We start from the raw sequence: 6,387 nt of genomic DNA on the forward strand, positions 1-6,387 counted from the left end.
GTGGGGATGGCGGCCATTTTGGCCTTACTGTAGGCAAACTGGTTGCGACTCAGCGTGATCCCGATCACGTTGACGTCATATTTCTCGATCGCCCGGTGCAGCGCTCCTCCCCAGCCGCAACCGATGTCGAGTAGCGTCATGCCCGGCTCGAGATTCAACTTGCCCAGCGCCAGGTCGATCTTGGCAAGCTGCGCCTCTTCCAGGGTCATGTCGTCGCGCTCGAAGTAGGCGCAGCTGTACGTCTGGGTGGGGTCCAGGAACAACCGGAAGAAATCATCGGACAAGTCGTAGTGGGCTTGCACGTTTCCGAAATGCGGCGTGAGCTGCACAGACATGTCGAGAAGAGCCTTTCATTTTACACGGAGGCAGGGACGCCCGGCCAGCACGGCGCAGCTGCGTCGCCCCCGGTGCACCCTCTGCATGCTAGTCGCTGCGGGCGATGCACGTCGTTCTCACTAGCGGGTCATAGCGTCACACGAAACGGGTTGAATTCACAAAATGAGAACCGCCCTGGGCGCCCCGCGGGGACGCATCTACTGGCCGCGGGGCGGAACGATCGGCGACGGGTGGGGCTCCTCGCGGAACTTCTCCAGCGATCCGCCTACCTCGACGATGCCCTTCAACGCATTCCAGCTCAGCATCGTCAGGTAGTCGATCAACTCGTCGCGGCTCATGCGCGGGAACGACATCCAGGAGTGGGTGGCCAGTTGCACACCGCCGACGATCAGGTAGGCCCACGGCTCCGCCCCGCCGGTGTCCATCCCCGCCTGCTGCATGCGTCGGCGCATCAGCACCGCGAGCATGCGGGCGATGATGCGCTCGGAGTCGGCGATCACCTTGCTCTTGCTGGCCGAGCTGTTCGACATCACGAAGCGGTATGGCTCGGGTTCGTTCGCGACGGTTTCGACGTACACCCGGATGACCTCGCGGGTCAGGTCGAAGCCGTCCAGATTGGAGGTCAGCGCCGAGGCCAGGTTGGGAATCAGGGTGGTTTGGGTGAACCGCATCATCACGGCGGTCGTCAGGTCGTTCTTGTCGACGAAGTAGCGATACAACACCGTCTTGGATACGCCGATATCCGCGGCGATGTCGTCCATGCTCAGGGCGCCGCCCTGCCGCCGGATCGCGTCGATCGTGCCGTCTACCAACTCGTTGCGGCGCTCCACCTTGTGTTGGTGCCAGCGCCGCTTGCGGCCATCCGTCTTGGCCGCCGCCGCCAACGTTCGCTCTGCCACTGTCGCCGATATCCCATTCACTAGACGCCCTCGATAATACGGCGTGCGGGCCTGTTTCGAACGGTGACCGCGCGCCCCTCGCGGGCTTGTGAACAGTGCGGTCACACCAAACGCCCGCAACGATGAATGATGGAGTGGTGGTACACAGAGCCTCGCCCCGAGGCGAAGCACCGGGGCCCCGCGCGGCGGCCCCCGCCCCGACGACCCCGTCGAGCGGAACCGGGCGTCCCCATCCGTCGCTCGCCGAATCCTTCGCCGGCGCCGACCCGCAGGCCGACGCCGAGCGACGGGTGGCGCTGCGCCGGATGAAGGCGGTGGCGCTGAGCTTTCTGATCGGCGCCACCGGCCTGTTCCTCGGCTGCCGCTGGGCGCAGGCCCACGCGAACCTGGGCGCCTGGGTCGGCTATGTCGGTGCCGCCGCCGAGGCCGGGATGGTGGGCGCCCTCGCGGACTGGTTCGCGGTGACGGCGCTGTTCAGGCATCCGCTGGGCATCCCCATCCCGCACACCGCGATCATCAAGCGCAAGAAGGATCAGCTCGGCGAGGGGCTGGGCACCTTCGTGCGGGAGAACTTCCTGTCGCCCCCTGTGGTGGAGACCAAGCTCCGCGACGCCCAGGTGCCCGGACGGCTCGGCAAGTGGCTGTCGGAGGCCTCGCACGCCGAGCGGGTGGCCAGCGAGACCGCCACGGTGCTACGGGTGCTGGTCGAGCTGCTGCGCGACGAGGACGTCCAGCAGGTGATCGACCGGATGATCGTGCGGCGCATCGCCGAGCCCCAGTGGGGGCCGCCGGTCGGGCGGGTCCTGGCGACACTGCTGGCCGAGAACCGGCAGGAGGCACTTATCCAGTTGCTGGCCGACCGGGCCTTCCAATGGTCGCTGAACGCCGGCGAGGTGATCCAGCGGGTCGTCGAGCGTGACTCGCCGACGTGGTCGCCGCGGTTCATCGACCACCTGGTGGGCGACCGCATCCACCGGGAGCTGATGGATTTCACCGACAAGGTGCGCCGCAATCCCGATCACGAGCTGCGCCGGTCGGCGACCCGGTTCCTGTTCGAATTCGCCGACGACCTGCAAAACGACGCCGACACCATCGCGCGCGCCGACGCGATCAAAGAGCAGCTGATGGCGCGCGACGAGATCGCCAATGCCGCCGCGACGGCCTGGAAGACGCTGAAACGGCTGGTGCTCGAGGGCGTGGACGACCCGTCCAGCACGCTGCGCACCCGGATCGCCGACACGGTGGTCCGCATCGGGGAGTCGCTGCGCGACGACGCCGACCTGCGCGACAAGGTGGACAACTGGATCGTGCGGGCGGCCCAGCACCTGGTTTCGCAATATGGAGTCGAGATCACAGCGATCATCACCGACACCATCGAGCGCTGGGACGCCGAGGAGGCCAGCCGGCGCATTGAGCTGCACGTGGGCCGTGACCTGCAGTTCATCCGGATCAATGGGACCGTGGTCGGGTCGCTGGCGGGCCTGGTGATCTACGCGGTCGCGCAGGTACTTTTCTAGTAGTGCTAACAAGTGCTTGCAATAGCAAGCACTTGTAGTAGTCTGATGGCCGTCACCATCGACCATCCGACCCAGGAGCGCGCCATGGCACCCGAGGAGAAGCTCTCCGCGAAGGTGTCCAATGCCGCCTCCGACATGGCCTCGGACATCGGCAGCTTCATTCGCACCCAGCGCGAACTCGCGCAGGTCTCGGTGCGCCAACTCGCCGAAAAGTCCGGGGTCAGCAATCCGTACCTGAGCCAGGTGGAGCGCGGATTGCGCAAGCCGTCCGCCGACGTGCTCAATCAAATCGCGAAGGCCTTGCGGGTTTCCGCCGAGGTTCTCTATGTGCGGGCCGGGATTTTGGAGCCGAGCGACAAAAGCCAGGTGCGCGACGCCATTATCACCGACACCGCGATCACCGAGCGCCAGAAGCAGGTTCTGCTCGACATCTACACATCGTTCACCCAACAAAATGAAATCAGTGAACCAAGCGACGAGGAGTGTTCCACCGAACCCAACGGCGAGTGAGCTTCCCCCTTCTGGCCGGCACGCATAGACCACCGACCGCTTGGATTACAGCCCTTCGTCTCCCATAGCAACACCCAAGAACGCCGTTAACGAAAGGAATCACCATGGCGGATAACACCAACATCGAAGATCTGCGGGCTCCGCTGCTCGCGGCCCTCGGCGCGGCCGACCTGGCCCTGGCGACGGTCAACGAGCTGATCGCGAACCTGCGTGATCGCGCCGAAGAGACCCGCGTCGACACCCGCACCCGGGTGGAGGAGAGCCGCGCTCGCCTGACCAAGTTGCAGGAGGACCTGCCCGAGCAGCTCGGCGAGCTGCGCGAGCGCTTCACCAGCGACGAGCTGCGCAAGGCGGCCGAGGGCTACCTGGACGCCGCGACCAACCGCTACAACGAGCTGGTCGAGCGGGGCGAGGCCGCCCTGCAGCGGCTGCGCAGCCAGACGGGTCTGGACGACGCCTCCGCGCGCGCGGAGGGCTACGTGGACCAGGCCGTCGAGCTGACCCAGGAAGCGCTGGGCACCGTCGCATCGCAGACCCGCGCGGTCGGCGAGCGTGCAGCCAAGCTGGTCGGCATCGAGCTGCCCAAGAAGTCCGACGAGACGGCGAAGAAGGCCCAGAAGGCCGTCGCCAAGAAGGCGCCCGCCAAGAAGGCTCCGGCCAAGAAGGCTCCGGCCAAGAAGGCGTCCGCCAAGAAGGTCACCCAGAAGTAAGTCCGACGGTCGACTCGGAGTTGCCCTCGGGCAACTCTGAGTCGACGTTTGGGACGGGGCCCGCATACGCTTAAGGCGTGAGCCACCTCGTGGGAACCGTCATGTTGGTCTTGCAGATCGCCGTTTTGGTCACGGCGGTATACGCGTTCGTGCACGCCGCGCTGCAGCGGCCCGACGCGTACACGGCCGCGGAAAAGCTGACCAAGCCGGTGTGGCTGGTGATCCTGGGGCTGGCTGTCGCGCTGACGTCCATCCTGAGTTTTGTTTTCGGGGTACTCGGGATGGCGATCGCCGCGTGCGCGGCCGGCGTCTATCTCGTGGACGTACGGCCGAAACTTCTGGAAATCCAAGGTAAGTCGCGCTAGCCGGATGAAGGCGCTGCTGACGGCGCCCGCCGCCGTGCTTCTCGCGCTGTGGGGCCCGGCGGCCACCGCGGCGGCCGCTCCGGTTTTGCCGTCCCCGCCGTTCATCGACCACACCGAGTGGGGGCAGTGGCGCGGCATGAGCAGCCTGCGCGTCTTCCCGACACCGTCGGGGCGGGCGGCCGCCGCCGGGCAACCCGGCAACGTCGCGCTCGCCGACGAGGCGTGGGGCGAGGTGCTGGCGCTGTCGCCGGACGCGGACACCCCGGGGATGCGCGCGCAGTTCATCTGCCACTGGCAGTTCGCCGAGGTGGCCGAGCCCGGCAAGACCAGCTGGAACTTGGAGCCGTGGCGCCCGGTCGTCGACGACGCCGAGATGGTCGCGTCGGGCTGCAATCCCGGCGGGCCCGAGGAGAGGTTCTAGTGGCCGGCAAACCCACCCGGGCGCAGCTGGCGGCGATGGTCGACCACACGCTCCTCAAGCCCGAGGCCACCGAGGCGGACGTGGCCGCGCTCGTCGGCGAGGCCGCCGAATTGGGCGTCTACGCGGTGTGCGTGTCGCCGTCGATGGTTCCGGTCGCGGTGCGCACCGGGGGCGTCCGGGTGGCTAGCGTCGCGGGTTTCCCGTCGGGCAAGCACATTTCGGCGGTCAAGGCGCATGAGGCCGAACGGGCCGTGGCGTCGGGGGCCGCCGAGGTGGACATGGTCATCGACATCGGCGCCGCGCTGGCGGGAGACATCGACGCGGTGCGGGCCGACATCGCGGCCGTGCGGGCCGCCATGAACGACGTGGATGCCGGGTCGGTGCTCAAGGTGATCGTGGAGTCGGCGGTGCTGTTCTCCGGGACGGACGAGAGCACGCTGGTCCAGGTGTGTCGCGCGGCCGAGGACGCCGGCGCCGACTTCGTCAAGACCTCGACCGGGTTCCATCCCGCGGGGGGCGCGTCGGTGCGCGCGGTCACCGTGATGAGTCAGACCGTCGGGGGCCGGTTGGGCGTCAAGGCCAGCGGCGGCATCCGCGCCGCCGCGGACGCGCTCGCGATGCTGGACGCCGGCGCCACCCGGCTCGGCCTGTCCGGCACCCGTGCCGTGCTCGACGGGCTTGGCTGAATTGTCCGGCGCCTCAACGCGCCGTGCCGGCGCGCATCGTTGCCGAACGGGCTGAATTGTCCGGCGCCTCAACGCGCCGTGCCGGCGCGCATCGTTGCCGAACGGGCTGAATTGTCAGAGGTTGGCGAAGCAGGGGTCGTTGTTGTTGCCGGTCGGGATGCTCGCGTTACGCGTCGAGAAGTGGCTGGTCACACCGTCGTTGGTGACCTGCACGCTGTCCGCGTGGATGCCCAACGGGTAGTTCTTGGTGAACTGCGAGGTGAAGTCGTCCAGGGTCGACTGCACCGACTCCTTGGGCATCGTGAAGCCGAGCGCATTGAAGCTGACGATCTGCAGCTGAAGGCCGGTCCCCGACACCACCGGCTTGGTGGTCAGGTTGTCCAACATGCCCTTCAGCTCGATGGTCCCGTCGGCGGGGTGGGTGGTCACGGTGTTGGTGACGAACGGGCCCAGCACCGGAATCGCGTTCTGGACCGACTCCTTGATGCCGTCGGACGTCCAGGTGACGGTCGCGTCGAGTGAGCCGATCGTGCCCTTGGAGTCCTGCGTGTCCTTGAGCCGGACGTCGCGGATGTTGATGTCGATCTTCATGCCCTTGGCGTCGCGGACCTGGTTACCGGCGGTCTGCACAGAGATGTTGGTGTAGTGCTTGGTGAGTTGCTGCCACAGCATCAACGGCGCCACCCCGAACGATGCGGTGGCCTGGTCCTTGACCTCGCAGGCCACCGCTTCGGCGACCTTGCTGTTGGCGACGTGGCGGACGTACAGTTCCGCGCCGACCAGGCCTGCGATCACCAGGCAGACCACGATGATGCAGACCAGCAGCACCGAGAGCGGGTCGCGCAGGAAGCGGCGCTTCTTCTTGCCCTGCGCCGGTTCCTCGCCCGGGGTGGGCAGCTTCTCCGTCGGCCCCGCAGGGGGGGTCGGCGGGGGAGCTGCCCGT

Annotated in this window: 9 protein-coding genes; 6 read left to right on the forward strand and 3 right to left on the reverse strand. The window is 67.2% G+C overall.

Annotated elements, in window-relative coordinates; all coding sequences use genetic code 11:
* A partial coding sequence (locus tag A9X03_RS24650) for a class I SAM-dependent methyltransferase (RefSeq protein WP_197696139.1) occupies nt 1-335 on the reverse strand: 335 nt, incomplete at its 3' end.
* A gap of 198 nt (nt 336-533) precedes the next feature.
* On the reverse strand, nt 534-1,235 hold the full coding sequence (locus A9X03_RS24655) for a TetR/AcrR family transcriptional regulator (RefSeq protein ID WP_067757602.1): 702 nt from the start codon (nt 1,233-1,235) through the stop codon (nt 534-536).
* Between the two features lie 122 nt (nt 1,236-1,357).
* Here A9X03_RS24655 and A9X03_RS24660 point away from each other — a divergent pair, with 122 nt between their 5' ends.
* The 6 genes from A9X03_RS24660 to deoC all read left to right on the forward strand — a co-directional run bounded on the left by A9X03_RS24660 (nt 1,358) and on the right by deoC (nt 5,444).
* A complete protein-coding gene (locus A9X03_RS24660) occupies nt 1,358-2,752 on the forward strand; it encodes a DUF445 domain-containing protein (protein WP_067757605.1) in 1,395 nt (464 codons plus the stop codon).
* An 84-nt stretch (nt 2,753-2,836) separates the two neighbouring features.
* Nucleotides 2,837-3,262 carry a helix-turn-helix domain-containing protein gene (locus tag A9X03_RS24665; protein WP_067757727.1) on the forward strand — a complete coding sequence of 142 codons (426 nt, stop codon included), beginning with the start codon at nt 2,837-2,839 and terminating at the stop codon, nt 3,260-3,262.
* Between the two features lie 104 nt (nt 3,263-3,366).
* Nucleotides 3,367-3,972 carry a heparin-binding hemagglutinin gene (locus A9X03_RS24670; RefSeq protein WP_067757608.1) on the forward strand — a complete coding sequence of 202 codons (606 nt, stop codon included), beginning with the start codon at nt 3,367-3,369 and terminating at the stop codon, nt 3,970-3,972.
* Between the two features lie 77 nt (nt 3,973-4,049).
* The gene (locus A9X03_RS24675; RefSeq protein ID WP_067282206.1) at nt 4,050-4,337 is read left to right on the forward strand and encodes a DUF2516 family protein; all 288 of its coding nucleotides are present in this window, start codon (nt 4,050-4,052) and stop codon (nt 4,335-4,337) included.
* A 4-nt stretch (nt 4,338-4,341) separates the two neighbouring features.
* Nucleotides 4,342-4,758 (forward strand): DUF2599 domain-containing protein, encoded by a 417-nt coding sequence (locus A9X03_RS24680; RefSeq protein ID WP_067782594.1) that lies wholly within the window; start codon nt 4,342-4,344, stop codon nt 4,756-4,758.
* Nucleotides 4,758-5,444 carry a deoxyribose-phosphate aldolase gene (gene deoC, locus A9X03_RS24685; protein WP_067757614.1) on the forward strand — a complete coding sequence of 229 codons (687 nt, stop codon included), beginning with the start codon at nt 4,758-4,760 and terminating at the stop codon, nt 5,442-5,444. The genes A9X03_RS24680 and deoC overlap by 1 nt, the downstream gene beginning before the upstream one ends.
* A gap of 114 nt (nt 5,445-5,558) precedes the next feature.
* Here the strand turns inward: deoC and A9X03_RS24690 are convergent.
* Nucleotides 5,559-6,387 (reverse strand): DUF2993 domain-containing protein (locus A9X03_RS24690; RefSeq protein WP_068263447.1); only part of this gene is annotated, 829 nt, incomplete at its 5' end.

The organism is Mycobacterium sp. E1715, assembly GCF_001667625.1.
Lineage (GTDB): Bacteria > Actinomycetota > Actinomycetes > Mycobacteriales > Mycobacteriaceae > Mycobacterium.